This is a genomic window from Halomonas sp. B23F22_20 (assembly GCF_043496985.1).
Classification (GTDB): Bacteria; Pseudomonadota; Gammaproteobacteria; order Pseudomonadales; family Halomonadaceae; genus Halomonas.
In genome coordinates this window covers 13,083-34,734 of the sequence record NZ_JBIEKH010000018.1, presented here as the reverse complement: position 1 = coordinate 34,734, position 21,652 = coordinate 13,083, and the positions used below count along the sequence as shown (strand labels likewise).

Below are 21,652 nucleotides of genomic sequence, written 5' to 3'. Positions count from 1 at the left end.
TCGGCCCAGGCGCCCCATCCGCGGCGCCTGGGCCTCGATCATGAATCTCTGGCGACATCGCCTACGTCCGATCGTCGGACGCAGGCCTGCAGGACGGTGTAGGCCAGAGCGGCGGCGCCGACCCCGACCAGCGGCGGCAGGATCGGCGAGAGCAGCGCCGCGCACGACCCCAGGCCGTAGGCGCCCAGCCCCACCCAGTCGAAGTTGGGCAGGCGCGCTTCGGCCATGGCCGGATACCGGCCGCGATAGCGCACCCAGAAGTTGGCCATGATGACGCCGCCGAAGGGCGGAATGAAGGTGCCGAGCAGCACCAGGAAAGGGATCAGCATGTCGTACATGCCGAACACGGCCAGCAGCGTACCGATCGCCGCCCCGACCAGCGTCACCAGTCGGCGCCGCCGTGTGCGGACCAGGTTGCAGCCGGCCACGGCGAAGTTGTAGATGGTGTTGTCCTGGGTGGTCCAGATGTTGAGGAACAGCATCAGCACGGCCAGGACCACGAAGCCCTGCGCCAGCATGATGTCGACGATATCGGCCTGCTGATAGACCAGGGCGCCGAAGGCGCCGGTGATCACCATCAGGCCATTGCCGACACAGAAGGCCAGCATGGTGGCGATGACCGCGATGCGCGGCGAGCGCGCGAAGCGGCTCCAGTTGGTGGCCTGGGTGCCCCCGCTGACGAAGGTGCCGATGATGACGGTCACGGCCGCGGCGAAGGTCATTTCCCCGCTAGGCGTCTGGGCGACCAGCCCGGCCCATCCGCCGGCGTCGGCCAGCCCGGTGAACAAGCTGATCAGGATGAACAGCAGCATGGCCGGCACGGCGAAACGGGACAGCCAGTCAAGGCCTCGATAGCCCACCATGGCGGTCAGGCAGAAGGCGATGCCGAAGAACACCATCAGCGGCGCCTCCGACCAGGCCGGCACCCCGGTGGTCTTGACCAGCACGATGGCGATGGTGGCGGTCCCCCAGGCATACCAGCCGATCTGGGTGAAGCCCAGCAGCATGTCGGACAGCTTGCTGCCCATCTCGCCGAAGCAGAAACGCCCCATGAGCACGGAGTTGAGGCCGCTCTTGCAGGCGATATAGGCCAGCGCCGAGGCATAGCTCCCCAGCAGCACGTTGCCGATCACGATGGCGAGGATCAGGTCCTGGAAAGCGAAGGCGGTACCGATGCTGCCACCCGCCCACATGGTCGCGGTGAAGAAGGTGAAGCCTAGCAGTACCGCCGACGTGGACAGCAACCCCTTGCGCGATGCCCAGGGCACCTCGCTCAGGGGGTAGTCAGAATGAGACATGTGCCTGGTCCTGTCTTGTTATTGTTGAGCGAACGAACGGTCGTTCCCTCCGCTGGCTGCGCGGGGAACCGACCGAGTATGGCAGGGGCGGGCCCCGCTGGCAGGATCACCGTCCCGCCAGCGGGGGGATCGCTATCAACGCTCGACCGGCTGAGGCTCCTGGAGAGCGGTGCGGCGGGCCATGGCCTCGAACACCGGGGTGAAGGGCGGGCGATGCAGGTAGCGTCCGGCGCCGCGCTCGGCCATCAGCTCGCCCTGGCGCCACACGATCTTGCCGTGGCTCAGGGTGTGGGTCGGAATGCCCCGAACGGTACGTCCTTCGAAGATATTGAAGTCGACGTTCATGTGATGGGTCTCCGCCGAGATGGTGCGCGTGCCGTTCGGATCCCAGACCACGATATCGGCATCCGCGCCGACCGAGATGCTGCCCTTGCGCGGATAGAGGTTGAACAGCTTGGCCGTGTTGGTGGAGGTGACCGCCACGAACTCGTTCATGGTCAGCCGCCCACCGTTGACGCCCTCGTCCCAGAGGATCGCCAGGCGATCCTCGACGCCGGCCGTGCCGTTGGGGATCTTGGTGAAGTCGTCACGGCCGGCGGCCTTCTGGTCCTTGCAGAAACAGCAGTGATCGGTGGCCGTGGTGTGCAGGTTGCCGGCCTGCAGGCCGTGCCACAGCGCCTCCTGGTGTTCCTTGGGACGGAAGGGAGGGCTCATGACGTGACCGGCGGCGACGTCGAAGTCCTCGTGACGATAGACACTGTCATCGATGGTCAGGTGTCCCGCCAGCACCTCGCCGTAGACGCGCTGTCCGGCGGTGCGGGCCCGGGTGATCGCCTCCAGCGAATCCTTGCACGACACGTGCACCAGGTAGATCGGCGTGCTCATCGCCTGCGCCACCTGGATCGCCCGGTTCGCGGCCTCTCCCTCGACGAGCGGCGGGCGCGACAGCGGATGCGCCTCGGGCCCGGTGATGCCCTTGTCCAGCATCTCCTGCTGGAGCTGATGGACCAGCTCGCCATTCTCGGCGTGCACGGTGGGCATGGCGCCCAGTTCCAGGCAGCGACGGAAGCTCTTCACCAGGGTCTCGTCGTCCGCCATGATGGCATTCTTGTAGGCCATGAAGTGCTTGAAGCTGTTGACCCCGTGGTCACGCACCAGGGTGCCCATGTCCTCGCGGACGGAGTCGTCCCACCAGGTGACTGCCACATGGAAGGTGTAATCGGCGGCGGCCTTCTCGGCCCATTCGCGCCACTGCTCGTAGGCCTCCATGAGTCGCTGGCCGGGCTTGGGAATCACGAAGTCGATGATGCTGGTGGTGCCGCCGGCCAGCGCCGCCGCGGTGCCGGTGTAGAAGTCGTCGCTGGCCACGGTGCCCATGAAGGGAAACTGCATGTGGGTATGCGGGTCGATGCCCCCGGGCATCACGTACTGCCCGCTCGCATCGACGACCTCGGCGGTATCCGGCACGTCCAGGTTATCGCCGATGGCGGCGATCCGCCCTTCCTCGCAGTAGACATCGGCACGGAAGCTGTGGTCGGCGGTCACGACGGTCCCGCCCTTGATCAGTACGGACATGGTGCTTCTCCTTTCTGGTGTTGGCTCACCCGGTCAGGGTTCACGACGTGGCAGTCACCACGCTGGGTCGGGTCATGCGCATCAGCGCCAGATAGACCACGGCGCCGATGGCGACTCCGACGAACCAGGCATAGTTGTAGAGAGTGCTGAACAGGCTCGGTACGCCGTCCATCAGGCCGGCCGCGGCGAGGAAACCGGGCAGGTTGGGTAGCACGGCGATCACGAAGGCGATGAAGGCATTGACGTTCCAGCCGTTGCGATAGCTGTAGCGACCGTCGTTCTTGAACAGGTCGTCATGGGACAGCTCGGTCCGGCGGATCAGCAGGTAGTCGGCCAGCATGATGCCCGCCAGGGGGCCGAGCAGCGCCGAATAGCCGATCAGCCAGGTGAAGATGTAGGCGCCGGTGCTCTCCAGCAGCTTCCAGGGCATGATGGCGATGCCCAGACCGGCGGTGATGTAGCCCCCCATCCGGAAGGAGATACGCCGCGGGCTCAGGTTGGAGAAACCGTTGGCCGGCGCCACCACGTTGGCCGCCAGGTTGGTGGTCACGGTGGCGATCACCAGGGCAACCAGCGCGATGATCACCGCGAAGCCGCCCATGCGCTCGGTGATGGCCACCGGGTCCCACAGCGCCTCGCCGTAGATCACTACGGTGGCGGAGGCGACGCCGACGGCGATGAAGGCCAGCATCGCCATGGGGATCGGCAGGCCGACCGCCTGACCGATGAACTGGTGCCGCTGGTTCTTGGCGAAGCGGGTGAAATCCGGGATGTTCAGCGCCAGCGTCGCCCAGAACCCCACCATCGCCGTCAGGCCAGGCCAGAAGACCTGCCAGAACTCGCCCTCGCGGGCCCCGCCCTCGACGAACGCCGAGGGCGTCGACAGCATCGGCCCGAAGCCGCCGGCCTTGATCACCGCCCAGATCAGCAGCCCGAAGGACATGGCGATCAGGAACGGTGCCGCGTAGGTCTCCAGCGCCCGGATGGACTCGGTGCCGCGGGCGATGAAGTAGACATGCATGCCCCAGCAGGCCAGGAAGCACAGGAACTGGGCCAGATCGATCCCCAGCCCCGGCAGGGGCTCGCCGACCAGCGCCCGGCCGGTCAGGATATTGAGGATCACGTAGATGGCGGAGCCCCCCACCCAGGTCTGGATGCCGAACCAGCCGCAGCCGACGACGCCGCGCATCATCGCCGCCAGCTTGGCGCCGGAGGTGCCGAAGGAAGCGCGCAGCAGCACCGGGAAAGGAATGCCGTGCTTGGCGCCGGCATGACCGATCAACAGCATCGGCGCCAGCACGATCAGGTTACCCAGAAACACCGTCAATACCGCCTGCCACCAGGACATGCCCTCGGGCACCAGGCTGGCGGCCAGCATGTAGGCCGGCACGCACACCACCATCGCGACCCATAGACCCGCGATGTTCTGCCAGCTCCAGGTTCGATCCTCCTCACCGACCGGGGCCAGGTCGGCATTCCACAGCTCGGGGCAAAAGCCCGGCTTGGGAGCGGCCTGGGCCGCCCCCGTCGTCTCGCTCGTCGTATGACTCATCGTTCAACCCATCGTATTGTTGTTGTCGTTCCGGGATGCGTGACACCCCGGCGGCATCGCCGCGGTGGCGCCGCGTCGTCACTGCTCGGCGAGTTCCTCGTAGGACTCCGGCCGGCGGTCGCGGAAGAACTGCCACCCCTTCCGGACCTCGCGGATCATGTCGAGGTCGATCTCGTGGACCAGTAGCTCGTCGCCATCCTCGCTGGCCTGGGCCTCGATCTTGCCGAGCGGGTTGACGATGTAGCTCGAACCGTAGAACTCGCCCATCTGCTCGTCCCAGGGCGCCTCGCGGCCGACCCGGTTGATGGCACCGATGAACACGCCGTTGGCGGCCGCCGAGGCCGGCTGCTCGAGTTCCCAGAGATAGCGGCTCTTGCCCTTGACGGTGGCGGAGGGATTGACGATGTACTCGGCGCCCTTGAGCGCCAGGGCGCGCCAGCCCTCGGGGAAGTGACGGTCGTAGCAGATGTACACCCCGAGCTTGCAGTAGGCGGTGTCGAAGACTGGGTAACCGCTGTTGCCCGGCTTGAAATACAGCTTTTCCCAGAAGCCGGGCGCCGTGTCGGGGATGTGGTTCTTGCGATACTTGCCCAGGTAGGTGCCGTCGGCATCGATGACCGCGGCGGTGTTGTAGAAGACCCCGGTAACGTCCTCCTCGTAGATCGGCACCACGATGACCATGCGGTAGCGCTTCGCGTACTCCTGCATCAGCCGGGTGGTGGGGCCATCGGGAATGCGCTCCGCGGCGTCATACCATTTCCCGTCCTGGCTCGGGCAGAAATAGGGCTGGGTGAAGACTTCCTGGAAGCAGAGAACCTGTACGCCCTGCCGGCCAGCCTCGTCGATGAGGGGAAGATGTGCCTCGAGCATCCTGTTGCGGATATCGTCGGGACTCATCGACGTCTCGCCCTTGAGGCCCATCTGGATCAGGCCACACTTGAGTGTCGTCATGCTGCACCTCGTTATTGTATTGCGTGCCGAGTTTCCGGCCGCCCGACATTTCCCCTGGAAAAGGCCGGCCGTCATCGCCCGGCTCTCGCCCTGAGAGCGGCCAGTAAAAGTCAGAAAATCGTGTGCTATCCCGGGAGGGTCATCCGGTGGGTTCAGGCAGGTCAATCCATGCTTTCATGAGCATCTCCAAAGCCAAACCGTTATCCAACCTTATGAAATAAATCATATTTTTATGAGGAAAACGGCCGTGAATGTTGTCTTTGTTTTTTTACCTTTTGGTAAAGGTAAGAGTCGTTTCCGGGATGGTCAAGGACGATTTTTACGTTTGGTCAAACTTTTTATTGGCATGCACCAGCCATGGGCCTTCGGGCCGAACAGGCACCACATCGGGGCATGCCTTCGGCAGCGCGGCCAACACGGTAAGGCATCGCCTCCGATACGGCGGAGGCGACGAACGGCGAGGCCCGTGATGGTGACCCCCCTCCCCTGCGCGGCGGCCGGCTCAGCGGGCGAGCGCGGCTTCTCCCGCCATGACACCGCCCCGCAGCACGTCCAGCGCCAGGCCGTCGCGGGCGATCTCGATCCCGGCCGGCAGCGCCGGGCCACCCGCCATCAGCTCGGCATCGAGATCGTGGCCGATGTGGGTCAGATAGGCCCGGGGCACCGCCAGACGCTCGATGATCTGTAACGCCAGGGGCAGGTTGTTGTGGTTGCGCGGCTCGAGATGCGAGGCCGGATGGGTGGCGTCCAGCACCACCACGTCGGGGGCCCAGTCGCGCAGGAAGCGCTCGGTCTCGACGGGCAGGCCGAGGGTATCGGTGAGATAGGCCAGCCGGCCGCCGCCGTCGTCCAGGCAATAGCCCAGGGTCGGCTTGCTGTGATTGAGCGGGACCGGGATCACCGTCAGCCCCTCTAGCTCGAGCGGACGGAAGGGCTTGAGACCCGGCCGGAAATCGAGGATCCCGGCGTTGCGGTAGAGATCCGCGCAGCCTTGGGCATCCTTGGGGCCGTGCACCGGGATCGACTCGCCGCTGCCCCAGCGTAGGTGGAAGAGCCCCTGGACGTGGTCGGCATGGTAGTGGGTCAGCAGGATGGCCGCGGGACGCTCGGCCTCGCAGCTGTCGGCCAGGTCCATGCGCCCGGCGTCGAGCAGGTAGCGCCGCCCGCCGATGCGCACCTCGGCGCAGCAGGGTCCGCGGCGATGGCTGGTCAGCACCCGGGCCCGGGCACAGGCCGGGCAGTCGCAGCCGAAGCGCGGCACCTGGGCGCTGCTGCCGGTGCCCACGAAGCGGAAGTTCATGCCCGACACTCCTCCTCGAGCAGCGCACCCAGCCCGACCAGCGTCTCGGCCAGCGTGCCGCCGTTGTCGACCCGGGCCACCTCGGGCAGGGCCTCGGCCAGTTCGCGGTGGCGCGCCAGTCGAGCGGCGATCCCGGCCTCGTCCTCGCGGCCACGGCCCCGCAGCCGCGCGGCGATCACCGCCTCGGGGGCGGTGACCAGCACCGGCAGCAGGGCATCCCCGAAGCGCGCACGGGCGTCGGGCAGGGCCCGGCGGCTGCCGTTGACCAGCACCGCCCGGCCCCGGGACAGCCAGGCCTCGAGCTCGATGCCGAGCCCGTAGTCCAGCCCGTGGGCCCGCCAGGTCAGGCAGAACAGCCCCAGCCGCCGGCGCGAGGCGAACTCCGCGACGCTGAGCGCCACGGAGTTCTCGGACGACCCGCTGTCGCGGGTCACGTAGCGATGCGCCACCAGCCAGTCGGGGTGGCGGACCCGGGCGGCGTCGAGCAGGGAGTCCTTGCCGACGCCGCTGGCCCCCATCACGTAGACCAGGCGACCCATCAGTGCACCTGCCTGCCGGCGCTCCACACCCGCTGCACCAGGGGATGGCCGTCCACCGGCCTGACCCGCAGCAGGTCGGCGCGCAGCCCCTCGGCCAGCCGGCCCCGGTCGGCCAGACCCACGGCCTCGGCCGGTTGGCGGGTGGCGGTGGCCACGGCGCGGGCCAGCGAATAGCCGCCCTCCATGTCGGCGATGCGGAACACCGCGTCGAGCAGCGCCGCCGGGTAGTAGTCCGAGGAGAGGATGTCGAGCACGCCGAGGCGCACCAGCTCGCTGGCGGCGATGTTGCCGGAGTGCGAGCCGCCGCGCACCACGTTGGGCGCGCCCATCATCACCGCCATGCCCTGGCGGTGGGAGGCCTCGGCGGCCTCGCGGGTGGTCGGGAACTCGGCCACCCGGGTGCCATACTCACGGCTCTCGGCCACGTGGGCGACGGTGGCGTCGTCGTGGCTGGCGAGCGCCAGGCCCAGCGCTCGGCTGCGCTCGGCGATGGCGCGGCGGTGCTCACCGCTGTAGCGCTCGCTGTTGGCCAGCTGCTTGGCGATGAAGGCCTCCAGCGCCCGGTCGTCGAGGCCGTACTTGCCTTGGTAGTAGGTGCGGTAGGCCTCGAGGCTGGCGAACTGTCGCTGGCCCGGGGCATGGTCCATCAGCGAGACCAGCCCCAGCAGAGGCGCATCGGCCAGCGCCTCGAAGCGCGCCAGGGTCTCCGGGTGGCTGACCTCGCAGCGCAGATGCAGGCGGTGGTCGACCCGGGCCAGGCCGTCGTCGACGATGTCGCCCAGGGCGGCGACCATCTGGTGCAGCGCCCCGTGGCGCATGCTCTGCTCGTCCACGTCGCCGATCGACACCGCATCGAACACCGTGGTGATGCCGCTGGCGGCCATCTGGGCGTCGTGGGCGAGCGCCGCCTGGCGCCCCGGCCAGGCCACCTTGGGCCGCGGCTGGAAGTACTTCTCCATGTTGTCGGTGTGCAGCTCGATGAGCCCAGGCAGCAGATAGTCGCCGCCGCAGTCGATGGCCGCGGCCGAGCGGCTCGGAGCCACGTCGACGGCGGCGATGACGCCGTCGCGGATCGCCAGACTGCCCTCGACCACTTCATCGTCGAGCACCAGGCGGGCGTTGGTCAGGATCTGTTCGGGGGCGGTCATCACGGCGTCTCCTGGGAGTCGGGGGCGCTGGCGCGGGCCAGCATATGGCGGTCCAGCGGCAGCAAACGGTCGGCGACACGCTCGCGTACGTCCTCATCGTGGAAAATGCCGAGCATGGCGGTGCCGCGGGCCTTGGCCTCGCGGATCAGCTCGACGACGACGTCGCGGTTGGCGGCGTCCAGCGAAGCGGTGGGCTCGTCGAGCAGCAGCAGCGGATGCTCGCCGATGAAGCCGCGGGCGATGTTGACCCGCTGCTGCTCGCCACCCGAGAAGGTGCCCGGGGGCAGCGACCACAGCCGCTCGGGCAGATTGAGCCGCGCCAGCAGGGCCTCGGCTCGAGGCCGGGCCTCAGCGGCGTCGACGCCGCGGGCCAGCAGCGGTTCCATCACCACCTCCACGGCGGGCACCCGGGGCACCACGCGCAGGAACTGGCTGACGTAGCCGATCACCTCGCGGCGCAGCGCGGGCCAGGCCTGGGGCGGAAGGTCGGCGAGCTCCAGCTCGCCGTCCTCGAAGTGCAGCCGCAGGCTGCCTCCCGAGACCCGGTAGCTGCCGTGGAGCATCTTCAGCAGGGTGCTCTTGCCGATGCCGCTGCGGCCGGCCAGCACCAGGCATTCGCCCGGCGCCAGCGTCAGCGACAGGTCGCGCATCACCTCCAGGCGCAGGCCGCCCTGGCCGTGGAGCACGAAGGTCTTGTCGAGCGACGCGACGCTCAGGAAGGGTTGGGTCATGGCGGTCATCTCGATCTCCTCAGGGCGTCAGCACCGACGACACCAGCAGCTGGGTATAGGCATGCTGCGGATCGTCGAGGATCTGGTCGGTCAGGCCGGCCTCCACCACTCGACCGCGGCGCATCACCATCAGCCGGTCGGCGAGCAGCCGGGCCACGGCCAGGTCGTGGGTCACCAGCACTACGGACAGGCCCAGTTCACGCACCAGGGTGCGCAGCATGTCGAGCAGCCGCGCCTGCACCGAGACGTCCAGGCCGCCGGTCGGCTCGTCCATGAACACCAACCGCGGCCGGGTGACCAGGGTGCGGGCGATCTGCAGCCGCTGCTGCATGCCGCCGGAGAAGTGCCGGGGAGCGTCGTCGATGCGTCCCGGGTCGAGCTCGACCCGACCCATCCAGTCCTGGCCGGCGGCGCGCAGCTGGCCGTAGTGGCGATCGCCCAGGGCCATCAGCCGCTCGCCGATGTTGGCCCCGGCGGAGACGCCGAGGCGCAGGCCGTCGCGGGGATTCTGGTGCACCAGCCCCCACTCCATGCGCAGCAGCGCCCGGCGCCGGGCCTCGCCGATGGCGTAGAGGTCGAGCTCACCGTCGTCGGACGCCCCGTCGAGGCACCGCTCGACATCAGAGTGATAGACGACCCGGCCGGCATCGGGCGTCTCCATGCCGCACAGGGTGCGCAGCAGGGTCGACTTGCCGGACCCCGACTCGCCGACGATGCCCAGCACCTCGCCCTCATGCAGGCGAAAGTCGATATCCTCGCAGCCCTTGCCGGGCCCGTAGAGCCGGGTGACGCCCCGGGCCTCCAGCAGCGCGGGGCGTTCCAGTTGCGGACGCTTCATGCCACTTCCTCCTGACGGCGCTGGCAGTAGTCGGTATCCGAGCAGACGAACATGCGTCCGCCCACATCGTCGGTGATCACCTCGTCGAGGAAGCTGTCCCGGGCGCCGCACAGCGCGCAGGGCTCGTCCCACGCCTGGATCTCGAAGGGGTGGTCCTCGAAGTCCAGGCTCTCGACCCGGGTGTGGGGCGGGATGGCATAGAGACGCTTCTCGCGTCCGGCGCCGAACAGCATCAGCGCCTCGCTAATGTGCAGCTTGGGATTGTCGAACTTGGGAATCGGCGAGGGATCGGTCACGTAGCGGCCGTCGACCTTCACCGGGTAGGCGTAGGTGGTGGCGATGTGGCCGTGTCGGGCGATGTCCTCGTAGAGCTTGACGTGCATCACCCCGTACTCCTCAAGGGCGTGCATCACCCGGGTCTCCTCTTCGCTTGGCTCGATGAAGCGAAGCGGTTCGGGAATCGGCACCTGGAAGACCAGTATCTGGTCGGCCGACAGCGGCGTCTCGGGAATGCGGTGGCGGGTCTGGATGACGTCCGCCTCGGTGGTAGCGGTGGTGGTCTCGACGCCGGCCACCCGTTCGAAGAAGGCGCGGATGCTGACCGCGTTGGTGGTGTCGTCGGCGCCCTGGTCGATCACCTTGAGCACGTCGTCCTGGCCGAGGATGCTGGCGGTGAGCTGCATGCCGCCGGTGCCCCAGCCGTAGGGCATGGGCATCTCGCGGCCGCCGAAGGGCACCTGGTAGCCGGGGATGGCCACCGCCTTGAGCAGGCCGCGGCGGATCATGCGCTTGGTCTGCTCGTCGAGATAGGCGAAGTTGTATCCGTTCATGGGCTCACCTGCTCGGATTCGTTGGTGTCCTGCTCAACTGCGGGTTCCTTCTTCTTGCCCCCGTCATCGACCGTCTCGCGACTGTCCTCGGCACCGTCGGGTTGGCCATGGGCGCGGCGCAGCCGGCGAAGCAGTTCAAGCTCGGACTGGAAGTCCACGTAGTGGGGCAGCTTGAGGTGGGAGACGAAGCCCGAGGCCTCGACGCTGTCGGCATGCGCCAGCACGAACTCGGGCTGCTGGGCGGGGCCCTGTACCGGCTCGCCGAGCTCCTCGGCGCGCAGCGCCCGGTCGACCAGCGCCATGGCCATGGTCTTGCGCTCGTTGCGCCCGAACGCCAGGCCGTAGCCGCGGGTGAACTGGGGCGCCCGATCCCGCGAGCCGGCGAACTGGTTGATCATCTGGCACTCGCTGAGCGCGATCTCGCCGATGCACACCGGGGCCTCGCATTCCTCCACGGCGATCTCCACCTCCAGCGTGCCGATGCGGATCTCGCCGGCGAAGGGGTGGTTGCGGCCGTAGCCGCGCTGGGTCGAATAGCCCAGCGCCAGCAGATAGCCCTCGTCGCCCCGGGCCAGCATCTGCAGGCGGGTAGCGCGATCCACCGGGAAGTCCGGCGGGTCCCGGGTGATGTCGTAGGGCTCGGCGCCGTCGTCCGTCTCGCGCTCGATCAGCCCCTCGGCATCGAGCTGCTCGAGGATCGGCGGACAGGCCTCCAGCGCCTGCTCGGCGCGAGCCGGCTCGGGTACCTCGCCGTCGGCCAGCTGCAGGAAATCCAGCAGCCGATGGGTGTAGTCATGGGTCGGGCCGAGCACCTGGCCGCCGGGAACGTCCTTGTAGGTGGCGCTGACTCGCCGCTCGAGCCGCATGGCACCAGTGTCCAGCGGCAGCGTCTTGGCCAGTCGCGGCAGGGTGGTGCGATAGGCGCGCAGCAGGAACACCGCCTCGACCAGGTCGCCGCTGGCCTGCTTGAGGGCCAGGGCGGCGAGCTCGGGGTCATAGAGCGAGGCCTCGGCCATCACCCGGTCCACGGCCAGGTTCATCTGCTCGGCGAGCTGGGCCACCGAGAGCGCGTCCCGGTCACGGTCGCCGCGGCGGCGGTCCGCCAGCCAGCGGTGGGCGTTGGCGATGGCCTGCTCGCCGCCTTTCACTGCGACGTACATGCGCGATCCTCCTCGGGGGTAGCGGAAATGGAAGCCTCGATGCGTGTGCTGCGGGGAATCGCCGCCAGGCGCTCGCCGCAACAGAGAATGGCGTCCAGGCCCTGCGGGAAGCGGGCCCGGTTGGCGGCCAGCCGGGTCATCAACGGCGTCGCCTCGCCCACGTCCAGGTCGCGGGTGTCGGGGATGCCGGGCCCGGCCAGCCGCCAGGGACCACCCCCGGCCAGCGTGCCGAGGACCACCAGCAGGGTGGTGCTGCGGTCGGGGTAGGCATCGCTGCCCTCGGCGAAGGCTGGGCTTGAGTCCCGGCCCGGAGCTACCAGGGTCGCCGGGGTGACCAGGGCGAAGTCGGCCTCCTCGGGCGTGGCGGCCCTCCGGCAGCCGGTATGGAAGGTCACCGCCTCCACCAGGCCGCCGGCCTCGAGGCCCGGGGCGATCCACAGCCGGGTGTCCAGGTCGCACAGCGACAGCAGGGTCGCCCACAGCGCCGGACCGATGGCCGCGTCCTCGGGCACCGCCGGCGCCGCGGCGTCATGCAGGGTGCCCGGCTCGGCCATGGCCGCGAGCACGCGGCGGAAGTGGCGTTGTCCGTCCTGGACGGGGTCGGAGAAGGCTTGCCAGCGCATCATCATTCGCCTCGTACCATCGTGAAGAAGTCCACCCGGGTCGCCGCCGCGGCGCGCGAGGCCTGCTCGCGGGCCGCGTCCAGTTCCCGGGCCAAGGGGGCCATCAGCTCGGCGTCGATGCGCTCGGCCCACTCGGGGCGATGGGCGCAGGCGTCGACCAGCGCGATCAACTCGGCGTGGCGATGGTCGCGGCCGGCCACCCAGCCGTGGCCTAGAGTGGCGCCGTCGTCCAGCGTCACGCTGGCCCGGCTCAGGGTCATCTCGCCGAGATTGAAGGCGTTGCCGGTGCCGCCCATGCGGCCGCGCACCATGGCCATGCCGGTCTCGGGGCCGCGCACGCAGCGGTGCGTCACGGGAAGGGCCAGCTCGGCCCAGCCTTCCTCCAGGCGCTCGCGGGGGGTCAGCGCCAGCAGGCGCTGGCGCTGCGCCTGGGTCTGGGGCTGGGTCTCGGGCAGAGGGGTCTGCTTCATGGGAACACCTCGTCGGGGTCCGTCAGGGAGTGATCGAAATCGATGTGATAGGCCAAGCGGTCGGCCCGGGCGCGGCTGACCGAGACCTCCACCAGGCGGCCGGTCGCGTCGACGTTGTCGCTGGTCAGTGCCAGCAGCGGCGCCCGGTGGGGACACTGCAGCAGTCGGCTGTCCTCGGGGTCGGCCTGGAGGGCCTCGAGGCGCACCCGACGACGCCGCAGGCGCAGGCCGTAGTGCTGGTCGAGCAGCGCCCGGGTGGAGCCGCCGCGATAGCGGTCGACCCAGCCCGGCACTCGCGTCGGGTCGAACCAGTGGCGCAGCCGCAGCAGCGGGGCGCCGTCGACACAGCGCAGCGTCTCCACCCTCAGCAAGGGGGTGCCGCGGGACGCCTCGAAGCGCTGGGCGATGGCCTCGGGCGGCTCGTCGAGGCCCTGGTCGAGGCAGCGGGTCTCGGTGGCCATGCCCCGCTCGGCCAGGTTGTGGGTCACCTTGCTGCCGGCGTGGACGGCGTAGTCCAGGCGGCGGTCGACGACCTGGGTGCCGCGCCCCTGATGGCGGGTGACCATGCCGGCGGCGACCAGCTCGTCCAGGGCGCGGCGCACGGTGTGGCGATTGACGGCGAAGCGCCTGGCCAGTTGGGACTCGGCGGGCAGCAGGTCGCCGGGGCCGTAGTCGGCACGCACCTCCCGGGCCAGGGTGTCGGCCAGGGTTCGGTAGCGGGGTTGAGCGGCGCCGGTCGCGGAAAGTTGTCTAGACATCTCGCCTCCTGGCAAAGCGCTTGCGAACAAGCGCCCGTGTCTCGGTTCAGATGAAACGCTTGCGCACGCGCTGGGAGGCCATATCGAGCAGGGTCACCGCGACGATGATCACCAGCATGATGGTGGCCGTTTCCTGGTACTGGAAACCGCGCATGGTTTCCCACAGCGCCACGCCGATGCCGCCGCCGCCGACCATGCCGAGCACGGTGGCCGAGCGGATGTTGGACTCGAAGCGATACAGGCTCACCGAGATCCACAGCGGCAGCACCTGGGGGATCAGCCCGAAGACGATCTCCTCGATGCGCCCCGCGCCGGTGACCCGGATGCCCTCCATGGGACCGGCCTCGCTGGCCTCCACGGCCTCGGAGAACAGCTTGGCGAGCACGCCGGTGGTATGGACGAACAGCGCCAGGGTGCCGGCGAAGGGCCCCAGGCCGACCGCGACCACGAACAGCATGGCGAACACCAGCTCGTTGATAGCACGGCAGGCATCCATAAGCCGGCGCATCGGATGGTGGATCCACCAGGGACTGAGGTTTTCGGAGGACAGCAGGCTGGCCGGGATGGCCACCAGCACCGCCAGCAGGGTGCCCCAGATGGCGATCTGCACGGTGACCAGCATCTGGTCGACGTAGTGCCCCAGGTTGCCAAAGGCCAGCGGGAAGAAGTCGCCGGCCAGATCGGCCATGTTGTCGGCGTTGGTGACCAGCAGGCCGGGGCGTATCTCGGCGCCCTGCCAGGCCCAGGAGAGCACGCCAAGGGCGACCGCCCAGCCCAGCAGCGTGGTCCAGCCGCGCTTGCCGGCCGCGGCGGCGTTCAAGGTGGAAGACTGACTCATGATGCTCGGCTCCGGGCGGGAGGAGCGGACTCCTCCCGGGTTCCAGTGGTTCGGTTCAGCTAGCCTGGGCGGCGGCGGCCTGCTCGGCCTCGGCAGCCTCGAGGCGGGCGTTCAGCTCGTCGAGGCGGGCGTTCAGCTCGTCGAGACGGGCGTCGAGCTCGGCCAGCTTGGCCTCGCGCTCGTCGGCGGACAGGCTGGTGTCTTCCGCCACCTGGGCGCGTTGCTTGAACAGCTCGAGCTGGCGAATCGGCAGCAGCTGGTCGTTGGTGGACGGCGCGAAGCCGGACCACTGCAGCGGCTCGAGGATCGCCTGCTCGCCTTCGCCCTCGCCGTAGGCGTAGAAGAAGTCGCGCAGCTCGCCCTTGAGCTCGTCGGACAGGTTCTCGCGCCACACCAGCGGGTCGGAGGGGATCAGCGGCGATTGCCAGATCACCTTGATCCGCTCGGCCTTGTCCGGGTGCACCTCCTCCAGGCGCTCCATGCTTTCGGTGTTGAAGGTGGCGACGTCCACCTGGCCATTGGCCACCGACAGGGCATTGGTCTCGTGGCTGGAGTTGAGGGTGCGCTTGAAGGCGGTGGCGGGGTCGACACCGTTGCGGGCGAAGACGTAGTAGCCCGGCACCAGGAAGCCGGAGGTGGAGTTGGGATCGCCGTTGCCGAACACCAGCTCGGAGGCGTTGGCCAGCACGTCCTCGACGCTCGAAAGCTCGCTATCCTGCTGGGTGATCATCAGGCTCCAGTAGCCTGGGTCCCCGTTGGCGGCCACGGTCTGGGCGAAGATCTCGCCGCCGGCCCGGTCCACGGCTTCCATGGCGGACTTGTTGCCGTACCAGGCCAGGTCGATCTGGTCGAAGCGCATGGCCTGGATGACCGCCGCGTAGTCGGTGGCGAAGAAGGGCTCGACCTCGCGGTCCAGGGCCTCGGACAGGTCGGCCAGGAAGGGATCCCAGAGCGGCGCCTGGTTCTGGCTCGACTCGGTGGAAATGATGCCGAATTTCAGCGGCTCCTCGGCGGCGACGAAGGGGCTGGCGGCCAGGCTGACGCCGGCGATCAGCGGCAGGGTCAGGCGACGGAAGGACGTGAACGACATGGGAGGGTCTCCTCGGTGATAAAGCCTTGCGGGCATCAGCCCAGGGCGCCGACGGGCGCCGCCAGGTCGACGGACGGGGTGCGGGTCCTGAGCTCGTCGAGCCCGGCATTTTCGTAGAGCGCGGTGAGACGGGCATCGGTGAGCTCGCCGATGGGGCCGTCGAAGTAGAGGCGGCCCGCCTTGAGGGCGATGGCGCGTTTGCAGAAGCGACGGGCGACCTCGACCTGATGCAGGGTGATCACCACGGTGCGGCCGTCCTCGGCGTTGATGCGCTCGAGGATCTGCATCACCTCCCGGGCGCTGCGCGGGTCCAGCGAGGCGATGGGCTCGTCGGCCAGAATGACGTCGGTGTCCTGCATCAGCACCCGGGCGATGGCCACTCGCTGCATCTGGCCGCCTGATAGGGTATTGGCGCGCTGGTCAGCCAGCGCCTCCAGGTCCACCCTGGCCAGGGCGCGCCTCGCCATGTCCCGTTCCTCGGGCGTGAAGCGACCCAGCAGCGCGCGTCCCCGGGGCATGCAGCCCAGGCGACCGATCAGCACGTTGGTGAGCACGCTCAAACGCCCCACCAGGTTGAACTGCTGGAAGATGTAGCCGGTGCGGCAGCGCTGCTGGCGGGAGGCCCGGGCGAGACGCCCGCCGGCCTGCACCTCGCGGCCCTGGAGCCGGACGCAGCCGGCGCCGCTCCGATCGCCACGGGTCAGGCCGATCAGGTGGCGCAGCAGGGTGGACTTGCCGGAGCCGGAGGGCCCGATCAGGGCGACCATCTCGCCGGCATGGATCGTGAAGTCGATGTCGCGCAGCACGGGATGCTGCCCGAAGGTCTTGCTCAGCCGCTCGACAACGATACTGGGAATCGACATGACGCCTCTCCTCTTGGAATGGCGTCAGTGTCGTGGTTCAAGATGAAGGGAACTTGTCTAGACAATGTCGATACGGTGACATCCTGCACCGCCCGGCTCGGCACCACAGCTCCAGGGCCGACAGGAAATCATGCAAAATCAGTCGACTACGCAGCAGCGTCACGAAACAGCAACCCAGTCGACACGTCAGCGTCACACGCCGGGCGACATCAGGCCACGGTGATCACCCGGCACGGGGCGACATGGCTGACCTTGTGGGAGGTACTGCCGAAGATCATGCCGTGCATGTCGCTGACCCCGCGGCTGCCCATCACGATGGCATCGACACCGCGTTGCTCGGCCTCCTTGAGAATAGCGGCGGCAGGGGTCCCCTGACGGATCACTGTCTCGACCTCGAGGCCGGACAGGTCGACGCTGTCCTGGACTTTTGTCAGGGCCTGTTCGGCGTCGGCCTTCAACGAAGCGGCAATCTCGTTCCAGTTCTCCGCGGTGAAGGGCTCGGGGGTGCCGCCGGTGAACAGGCCCATGTTGCCCGGTGGGTATTCGGCCACGGTCATCAGGATGAGGGACGCGGCACAGCCCCGGGCCAGCTGGGCCGCGACGCCCAGCGCCTGGACGGAATGCTCGGAGCCATCGACAGGCACCAGTAGCGACGTGAACATGATTTCCCCCCTGGCCAAGCCTTGGCGGGAGGCCGGATGGCCTCGCCTCACTCTCTCAGCCTAGCCGGTGGCGGCACCGGCACCAGCACCAAGCCCACCCGCCTTGACCGACGTCAATCCTCGTCGTCGGCCAGGCGTCGCGCCAGGGCCTTGCGCGCCTTGTTGCGCCGGTAGAGCTTCACCAGGGCGATCCACAGCGCCGCCACCACCATGGCGGCCAGGGTCCAGCCCTGCCAGGGACGGGCGGCATCGCCGAGGACGGTTTCCAGGGTGATGATGAGGATGAAGCCCAGGGCCTGGCTGGCGATCGCCAGGGCCCGCAGGGTATCGAAGGCCTGTCGTGCCATGAACGCTCCTGCTGATGACAGCCCCGCCCACCGGCAGTAGGCTTGGCGAGGAAAATCCGCCTAGTGTACCCGGTCCGGCGCGACGCGCCGAGCCTGCTAAAGAGAACCCAAGGAGAGACCCCGCCACGCCATGGACGCCATCGCCCTGGGACCCGTGCTGGTCCCGCTGCCCCGCCTCTACGCCCTCGCCTGCGCCCTGCTGCTGCTCGCCGCCGGCGCCTGGCTGCTGGGCCTGCCCGGAGGCCGACGAGCCCGCTGGTTCAACGGCCTGGTCATCGCCTGGATAGTCGGCGCCCGACTGGGCCATGTGGCACTCAACCTGGCCGCCTACCAGGCGGATCCGCTGGCGGCGCTCAAGCTGTGGCTGCCGGGCTATCATGGCGTGTTCGGCCTCGTGGCGGCGCTGGCCTGGAGCGCCTGGACGCTGCGCGACCGCCTGGGCGCCATGTATCGCGCTCTGGGCCTCACCCTGGGGGCTTCGCTGGTGTGGCTGGGCCTGATGAGCTGGGCCCCGCTGGGCAGCGGCATCACGCCGAGCGCCCTGCCCGACCTCACCCTCGAGAATCTCGAAGGTGAGCCGGTCGACCTGGCCGGGCTCTCGGGCCAACGGGTCATCGTCAACCTCTGGGCCACCTGGTGCCCGCCCTGTCGCCGCGAGCTGCCGCTGCTCGCCGAGACCGATGCCCGGGACGACATCACCGTGGTGGTGGTCAACCAGGGCGAGGACCTGCTGCCGGTGGCGCGTTACCTCGATGCCCAGGGGCTGGCCTTCGAGCACGCCCTGCTCGACCCGCGCCAGTCGCTGATGGTGGAGACCGACGCCCCGGGGCTGCCCACCACGCTGCTGTTCGACGCCGAGGGCCGTACCCTCGAGCGCCACGTGGGCGAGCTGACCCGGGCCCTCCTGGACGACTGGCTGGATAACGGTGAGGGGTAAGGCACAAGCTCCCGACGATATCCCGAGCGAGCCGCGATTGCCCGAGAAACGCCAAGGAGGCTCTTAAGCCACGCCGGGGATTGCTGTAAGATACCGCGCCCTGTCGCCGAAGGCCGGGCGTGGCCAGCGGCGCGAGAACCGATCCCTAGCATCCCCGAGGCACCATGAGCGACTTCTCTCCCGGCCAGCGCTGGATCAGCGATGGCGAGGCCGAACTCGGCCTGGGTACCATCCTCAACTGCGACCCCCGCAGCGTCACCGTCCTCTTCGGCGCCAGCCAGGAAACCCGCACCTACAGCAGCCAGCACGCTCCCCTCACCCGGGTGGTCTTCGGCAGCGGCGACCGCATCCAGTGCGCCGAGGGCTGGCAGATGACCGTCGACGACAGCAAGGAAGCCGGCGGCCTGATCGTCTACATCGGCGAAGACGACCAGGGCGAGGTCCGCGAACTTCCCGAGGCCAGGCTGGCCGACACCATGCAGTTCGACCAGGCCCGCGACCGCCTGCTGACCGGGCAGGTCGACCGCAACGACTGGTTCGACCTGCGCTTCCGCACCCTGCACCATCATCATCGCACCGAGCAGAGCCCGGCGCTGGGACTGGCCGGGCCGCGCATCGACCTGATTCCGCACCAGCTCTACATCGCCGACGAGGTCGCCCGCCGCCAGGCGCCCAGGGTGCTGCTGGCCGACGAGGTCGGCCTGGGCAAGACCATCGAGGCCGGCCTGATCCTGCACCGTCTGCTGCTCAGCGGCCGCGCCGAGCGGGCGCTGATCCTGGTGCCGGCGAGCCTTACCCACCAATGGCTGGTGGAGCTGCTGCGCCGCTTCTCGCTGGAGGTCACCCTGCTCGACGAGCAGCAGAGCCAGGCCCAGGGCGACGGCAACCCCTTCGAAGCCGGTCAGCTGGTGCTGGCCAGCCAGGACTGGCTGTTCGCCAATCCTCACCGACAGGCCCAGGCCGAGGCCGGCGACTGGGACCTGCTGATCGTCGACGAGGCCCACCACCTGGAGTGGCGCGAGAACGGCGAAGAGGTCGGCGCCGGCTATGCCTGCGTCGAGCGACTGGCCGGCGCCGCCACCGGCCTGCTGCTGCTCACCGCTACCCCCGAGCAGATGGGCCAGGAAAGCCACTTCGCTCGACTGCGCCTGCTCGATCCGGACCGCTACCACAGCCTGGCGGCCTTCCAGGAAGAGGAGCGTCACTACGTCGAGGTGGCCACCGCTATCGAGGCCCTGACACGCCTGCCCGGTGACGCCGCCGCGCGCGATGCGGTGGCCGCGGTCGCCGACGATCCCGACAGCGCGGCGCTGCTCGATACCCTGGATGACGCCGAGAGCGACGAGGCCCAGCGCGCCTCGGCCCGCGACCAGCTGCGCGACCAGTTGCTCGACCGCCACGGCACCGGCCGAGTGATGTTTCGCAACAGCCGCCGCCACGTCGGCGGCTTCCCCGAGCGACGCCTGCACGTCGAGCGCCTCGAGCCGCCTTCCGCCTACCGTCGGGTACTGCGTCGCCTGGCCCGGGACGAGGACTACCTCGACGAACTGCTGATCGAGACCGGCCTCGACCACCCCGAGGTGCTGATCTACCTGGACACCATGTACCAGGCGCTGGCCGACGACCCGCTCAATGCCGAGCCCTGGTGGCAGTTCGACCCGCGCGTGACCTGGCTGCTGGAGCGCCTCACCGAGCTCGGCGACGACAAGATCCTGGTCATCGCCCACGACCGCGAGACCGCCCAGGGCCTGGCCGACGGCCTGCGGGTGCTGGGCGGCGTGCACGCCCCGGTGTTCCATGAGGATCTCACCCTGGTCGAGCGCGACCGCGCCGCGGCGGCCTTCGCCGATGCCGAGGACGGCTGCCAGGTGCTGGTGTGCTCGGAGATCGGCTCGGAGGGCCGTAACTTCCAGTTCTGCCGTCACCTGGTGATGTTCGACCTGCCGCTGCATCCGGATCAGCTCGAGCAGCGCATCGGGCGGCTCGACCGCATCGGCCAGCGCCACGCCATCGAGCTGCACGTGCCGGTGTTCGCCGACAGCCCCGGCGAGCAGCTGCTGCGCTGGTACCAGGAGGGCATGGATGCCTTCAGCGCGCCCCACGGCCTGGGCGGCGAGCTCTACGAGGCCTTCGGCGACGCCCTGGCCGACGCCCTGCTCGACGCCGAGAGCCTGGACGAGGTGATCACCGAGACCCGCGAGCTGTTCGACCGCCGGCTGGCCGAGCGCGACGCCGGGCGCAACCGCCTGCTCGAGCTCAACGCCTGCCGCCCGCAGCGTGCCGAGTCCACCATCGCGGCGATCCGCGAGCTGGATGAGGATCGAGCCCTGCGCCGCTATATCGACCAGGCGCTGGACATCTTCGGCGTCGACGCCAGGGATCTGGGCGGCAACATCCAGCACCTGGTGCCCGGCCCGCAGATGCTCGACGGCCTGCCGGGGCTGGTGAAGGGCGAGGATGGCTTCTCGGCGACCTTCTCCCGGGAGCGCGCCCTGGCCCGGGACGACGTCCAGCACCTGTCCTGGGAACACCCGCTGACCCGCGAGATGATGGGGCGCATCCTCGACGGCACCATGGGCAACACCGCGCTGGCGCTGCTCAAGCACCCCTCCATCCCCGGGGGCCGACTGATGACCGAGCTGGTGTTCCGCACCCACTGCCCGGCGCCCAAGCGGCTGCACCTCAACCGCTTCCTGCCGCCCACCGCAGTGCGCGTGCTGCTCGACGAGTCCGGCGCCAACCTGACCGCCAAGGTCTCCTTCACCGGGCTCTCCAAGAACCTGCAGAAGGTAAAGAAGGCGGTAGCCCGCGACCTGATCAAGAGTCGCCACGACCAGCTTCGCGAGCTGCTCGACCGCGCCGAGGCCGAGGCCGAGCGAGAACTGCCGAGCATCGTCGAGGCGGCCCAGGCGCGCATGCGCGAGGCGCTGGATGCCGAGCTGACCCGCCTGGAGGCCCTGGCCCGGCGCAACCCGGCGGTGCGCGAGGACGAGCTGACGGCGCTGCGCGAGGAGCGCGCCGCGCTGGACGCCGCCATCGAGGGCACCCGACTACGGCTGGACGCGGTGCGAGTGATCGTCACCATCGACGAGAACACCCGCTAGGCGATCCGACCGGACGAGCCCGGTCGCCGCGTCCAACC

21 protein-coding genes are annotated in these 21,652 nt (G+C 69.0%); 2 read left to right on the top strand and 19 right to left on the bottom strand.

What is annotated here, in order from left to right; translation table 11 throughout:
* Nucleotides 1-38: 38 nt before the first annotated feature.
* From codB to ACGTN6_RS15135, 19 genes are all read right to left on the bottom strand, one after another.
* Complete coding sequence (codB, locus tag ACGTN6_RS15225; protein ID WP_394593079.1) at nucleotides 39-1,298, bottom strand: cytosine permease; 1,260 nt, start codon at nucleotides 1,296-1,298, stop codon at nucleotides 39-41.
* A 135-nt stretch (nucleotides 1,299-1,433) separates the two neighbouring features.
* Nucleotides 1,434-2,873, bottom strand: a complete 1,440-nt coding sequence (gene hydA / locus ACGTN6_RS15220) for a dihydropyrimidinase (protein WP_394593076.1) — start codon at nucleotides 2,871-2,873, stop codon at nucleotides 1,434-1,436.
* Between the two features lie 40 nt (nucleotides 2,874-2,913).
* Nucleotides 2,914-4,425: an NCS1 family nucleobase:cation symporter-1 gene (locus ACGTN6_RS15215; protein ID WP_394593074.1), complete on the bottom strand. Its 1,512-nt coding sequence runs from the start codon at nucleotides 4,423-4,425 to the stop codon at nucleotides 2,914-2,916.
* Between the two features lie 78 nt (nucleotides 4,426-4,503).
* Nucleotides 4,504-5,376, bottom strand: a complete 873-nt coding sequence (locus tag ACGTN6_RS15210; RefSeq protein ID WP_394593072.1) for a nitrilase-related carbon-nitrogen hydrolase — start codon at nucleotides 5,374-5,376, stop codon at nucleotides 4,504-4,506.
* 502 nt (nucleotides 5,377-5,878) lie between these two features.
* On the bottom strand, nucleotides 5,879-6,676 hold the full coding sequence (gene phnP, locus ACGTN6_RS15205) for a phosphonate metabolism protein PhnP (RefSeq protein WP_394593070.1): 798 nt from the start codon (nucleotides 6,674-6,676) through the stop codon (nucleotides 5,879-5,881).
* Nucleotides 6,673-7,215, bottom strand: a complete 543-nt coding sequence (gene phnN / locus ACGTN6_RS15200) for a ribose 1,5-bisphosphokinase (protein WP_394593067.1) — start codon at nucleotides 7,213-7,215, stop codon at nucleotides 6,673-6,675. Before phnN ends, phnP begins: the two co-directional genes overlap by 4 nt.
* Nucleotides 7,215-8,363, bottom strand: coding sequence for an alpha-D-ribose 1-methylphosphonate 5-triphosphate diphosphatase (locus tag ACGTN6_RS15195; protein ID WP_394593064.1), 1,149 nt, complete (start codon nucleotides 8,361-8,363; stop codon nucleotides 7,215-7,217). Before ACGTN6_RS15195 ends, phnN begins: the two co-directional genes overlap by 1 nt.
* Nucleotides 8,363-9,103: a phosphonate C-P lyase system protein PhnL gene (gene phnL, locus ACGTN6_RS15190; RefSeq protein ID WP_394593062.1), complete on the bottom strand. Its 741-nt coding sequence runs from the start codon at nucleotides 9,101-9,103 to the stop codon at nucleotides 8,363-8,365. The genes ACGTN6_RS15195 and phnL overlap by 1 nt, the downstream gene beginning before the upstream one ends.
* A gap of 10 nt (nucleotides 9,104-9,113) precedes the next feature.
* Nucleotides 9,114-9,932 carry a phosphonate C-P lyase system protein PhnK gene (gene phnK, locus ACGTN6_RS15185; RefSeq protein ID WP_394593059.1) on the bottom strand — a complete coding sequence of 273 codons (819 nt, stop codon included), beginning with the start codon at nucleotides 9,930-9,932 and terminating at the stop codon, nucleotides 9,114-9,116.
* Nucleotides 9,929-10,762, bottom strand: a complete 834-nt coding sequence (locus tag ACGTN6_RS15180) for an alpha-D-ribose 1-methylphosphonate 5-phosphate C-P-lyase PhnJ (RefSeq protein ID WP_394593057.1) — start codon at nucleotides 10,760-10,762, stop codon at nucleotides 9,929-9,931. The genes phnK and ACGTN6_RS15180 overlap by 4 nt, the downstream gene beginning before the upstream one ends.
* Nucleotides 10,759-11,922, bottom strand: a complete 1,164-nt coding sequence (locus ACGTN6_RS15175) for a carbon-phosphorus lyase complex subunit (RefSeq protein ID WP_394593054.1) — start codon at nucleotides 11,920-11,922, stop codon at nucleotides 10,759-10,761. Before ACGTN6_RS15175 ends, ACGTN6_RS15180 begins: the two co-directional genes overlap by 4 nt.
* The gene (gene phnH / locus ACGTN6_RS15170; RefSeq protein WP_394593052.1) at nucleotides 11,907-12,548 is read right to left on the bottom strand and encodes a phosphonate C-P lyase system protein PhnH; all 642 of its coding nucleotides are present in this window, start codon (nucleotides 12,546-12,548) and stop codon (nucleotides 11,907-11,909) included. Before phnH ends, ACGTN6_RS15175 begins: the two co-directional genes overlap by 16 nt.
* Entirely contained in the window at nucleotides 12,548-13,015 is a 468-nt protein-coding gene (gene phnG / locus ACGTN6_RS15165; RefSeq protein WP_394593050.1) for a phosphonate C-P lyase system protein PhnG, read from the bottom strand. Before phnG ends, phnH begins: the two co-directional genes overlap by 1 nt.
* Nucleotides 13,012-13,773, bottom strand: coding sequence for a phosphonate metabolism transcriptional regulator PhnF (gene phnF, locus ACGTN6_RS15160; protein WP_394593047.1), 762 nt, complete (start codon nucleotides 13,771-13,773; stop codon nucleotides 13,012-13,014). Before phnF ends, phnG begins: the two co-directional genes overlap by 4 nt.
* A 46-nt stretch (nucleotides 13,774-13,819) precedes the next feature.
* Nucleotides 13,820-14,611, bottom strand: coding sequence for a phosphonate ABC transporter, permease protein PhnE (gene phnE / locus ACGTN6_RS15155; protein WP_394593045.1), 792 nt, complete (start codon nucleotides 14,609-14,611; stop codon nucleotides 13,820-13,822).
* 55 nt (nucleotides 14,612-14,666) lie between these two features.
* The gene (phnD, locus tag ACGTN6_RS15150; protein WP_394593042.1) at nucleotides 14,667-15,701 is read right to left on the bottom strand and encodes a phosphonate ABC transporter substrate-binding protein; all 1,035 of its coding nucleotides are present in this window, start codon (nucleotides 15,699-15,701) and stop codon (nucleotides 14,667-14,669) included.
* A gap of 35 nt (nucleotides 15,702-15,736) precedes the next feature.
* Nucleotides 15,737-16,564: a phosphonate ABC transporter ATP-binding protein gene (phnC, locus tag ACGTN6_RS15145; RefSeq protein ID WP_394593040.1), complete on the bottom strand. Its 828-nt coding sequence runs from the start codon at nucleotides 16,562-16,564 to the stop codon at nucleotides 15,737-15,739.
* Nucleotides 16,565-16,773: 209 nt separating this feature from the next.
* Nucleotides 16,774-17,226, bottom strand: a complete 453-nt coding sequence (locus ACGTN6_RS15140; RefSeq protein WP_394593038.1) for a universal stress protein — start codon at nucleotides 17,224-17,226, stop codon at nucleotides 16,774-16,776.
* 113 nt (nucleotides 17,227-17,339) lie between these two features.
* The gene (locus tag ACGTN6_RS15135) at nucleotides 17,340-17,573 is read right to left on the bottom strand and encodes a hypothetical protein (RefSeq protein WP_394593036.1); all 234 of its coding nucleotides are present in this window, start codon (nucleotides 17,571-17,573) and stop codon (nucleotides 17,340-17,342) included.
* Between the two features lie 130 nt (nucleotides 17,574-17,703).
* On the opposite strand from ACGTN6_RS15135, the gene ACGTN6_RS15130 reads away from it, so the two are divergent.
* Together ACGTN6_RS15130 and rapA are read left to right on the top strand one after the other, a co-directional pair.
* On the top strand, nucleotides 17,704-18,510 hold the full coding sequence (locus tag ACGTN6_RS15130) for a redoxin family protein (protein WP_394593034.1): 807 nt from the start codon (nucleotides 17,704-17,706) through the stop codon (nucleotides 18,508-18,510).
* 164 nt (nucleotides 18,511-18,674) lie between these two features.
* Nucleotides 18,675-21,614, top strand: coding sequence for an RNA polymerase-associated protein RapA (rapA, locus tag ACGTN6_RS15125; protein ID WP_394593031.1), 2,940 nt, complete (start codon nucleotides 18,675-18,677; stop codon nucleotides 21,612-21,614).
* The last annotated feature ends 38 nt before the right edge of the window (nucleotides 21,615-21,652 follow it).

Bases quoted from the DNA above. Each gene is read 5' to 3' on its own strand.
- ACGTN6_RS15195 (WP_394593064.1), bottom strand. From the start codon at position 8,363: ATGACCGCCCCCGAACAGATCCTGACCAACGCCCGCCTGGTGCTCGAC.
- phnK (WP_394593059.1), bottom strand. From the start codon at position 9,932: ATGAAGCGTCCGCAACTGGAACGCCCCGCGCTGCTGGAGGCCCGGGGC.
- phnD (WP_394593042.1), bottom strand. From the start codon at position 15,701: ATGTCGTTCACGTCCTTCCGTCGCCTGACCCTGCCGCTGATCGCCGGC.
- ACGTN6_RS15215 (WP_394593074.1), bottom strand. From the start codon at position 4,425: ATGAGTCATACGACGAGCGAGACGACGGGGGCGGCCCAGGCCGCTCCC.
- phnL (WP_394593062.1), bottom strand. From the start codon at position 9,103: ATGACCGCCATGACCCAACCCTTCCTGAGCGTCGCGTCGCTCGACAAG.
- phnG (WP_394593050.1), bottom strand. From the start codon at position 13,015: ATGAAGCAGACCCCTCTGCCCGAGACCCAGCCCCAGACCCAGGCGCAG.
- phnN (WP_394593067.1), bottom strand. From the start codon at position 7,215: ATGGGTCGCCTGGTCTACGTGATGGGGGCCAGCGGCGTCGGCAAGGAC.
- phnP (WP_394593070.1), bottom strand. From the start codon at position 6,676: ATGAACTTCCGCTTCGTGGGCACCGGCAGCAGCGCCCAGGTGCCGCGC.
- phnC (WP_394593040.1), bottom strand. From the start codon at position 16,564: ATGTCGATTCCCAGTATCGTTGTCGAGCGGCTGAGCAAGACCTTCGGG.
- ACGTN6_RS15140 (WP_394593038.1), bottom strand. From the start codon at position 17,226: ATGTTCACGTCGCTACTGGTGCCTGTCGATGGCTCCGAGCATTCCGTC.
- ACGTN6_RS15130 (WP_394593034.1), top strand. From the start codon at position 17,704: ATGGACGCCATCGCCCTGGGACCCGTGCTGGTCCCGCTGCCCCGCCTC.
- codB (WP_394593079.1), bottom strand. From the start codon at position 1,298: ATGTCTCATTCTGACTACCCCCTGAGCGAGGTGCCCTGGGCATCGCGC.
- phnE (WP_394593045.1), bottom strand. From the start codon at position 14,611: ATGAGTCAGTCTTCCACCTTGAACGCCGCCGCGGCCGGCAAGCGCGGC.
- phnH (WP_394593052.1), bottom strand. From the start codon at position 12,548: ATGATGCGCTGGCAAGCCTTCTCCGACCCCGTCCAGGACGGACAACGC.
- ACGTN6_RS15135 (WP_394593036.1), bottom strand. From the start codon at position 17,573: ATGGCACGACAGGCCTTCGATACCCTGCGGGCCCTGGCGATCGCCAGC.
- ACGTN6_RS15180 (WP_394593057.1), bottom strand. From the start codon at position 10,762: ATGAACGGATACAACTTCGCCTATCTCGACGAGCAGACCAAGCGCATG.
- ACGTN6_RS15175 (WP_394593054.1), bottom strand. From the start codon at position 11,922: ATGTACGTCGCAGTGAAAGGCGGCGAGCAGGCCATCGCCAACGCCCAC.
- rapA (WP_394593031.1), top strand. From the start codon at position 18,675: ATGAGCGACTTCTCTCCCGGCCAGCGCTGGATCAGCGATGGCGAGGCC.
- phnF (WP_394593047.1), bottom strand. From the start codon at position 13,773: ATGTCTAGACAACTTTCCGCGACCGGCGCCGCTCAACCCCGCTACCGA.
- ACGTN6_RS15210 (WP_394593072.1), bottom strand. From the start codon at position 5,376: ATGACGACACTCAAGTGTGGCCTGATCCAGATGGGCCTCAAGGGCGAG.
- hydA (WP_394593076.1), bottom strand. From the start codon at position 2,873: ATGTCCGTACTGATCAAGGGCGGGACCGTCGTGACCGCCGACCACAGC.